1 pseudogene is annotated in these 251 nt (G+C 57.0%); it reads right to left on the bottom strand.

What is annotated here, in order from left to right:
- Positions 1 to 178 (bottom strand): annotated as a pseudogene (locus tag SB822_RS59220) (hypothetical protein); the annotation flags it as partial.
- Positions 179 to 251: the final 73 nt, after the last annotated feature.

The raw sequence follows: 251 nt of genomic DNA, 5'->3' as shown, positions 1-251 counted from the left end.
CGTTCAGCGAATCGCGCCCTGCACCACCATCCAGAAAGTCGTTGCCGGCTCCACCGTCAAGGTAGTCATCACCATCGCCACCCAGGAGTATATCGTCACCACCGCCACCCCATAGGCTATCAGTGCCGGGCCCACCCTGGATCAGGTCATCTCCATCCGTAGCATCCTCGTCAACCATGACATTGGAGACGATAAGGGTGTCGTTGGAGCCAGCTTTGTCAGTAGATATATCCTCGAAGGGTTGTGGGGAG

The organism is Paraburkholderia sp. SIMBA_054, assembly GCF_046534875.1.
In the GTDB taxonomy this organism is placed as follows: Bacteria; Pseudomonadota; Gammaproteobacteria; order Burkholderiales; family Burkholderiaceae; genus Paraburkholderia; species Paraburkholderia hospita.
Note: the sequence above shows the minus strand (reverse complement) of the source record. Positions and strands in the feature narration are given on the sequence as shown.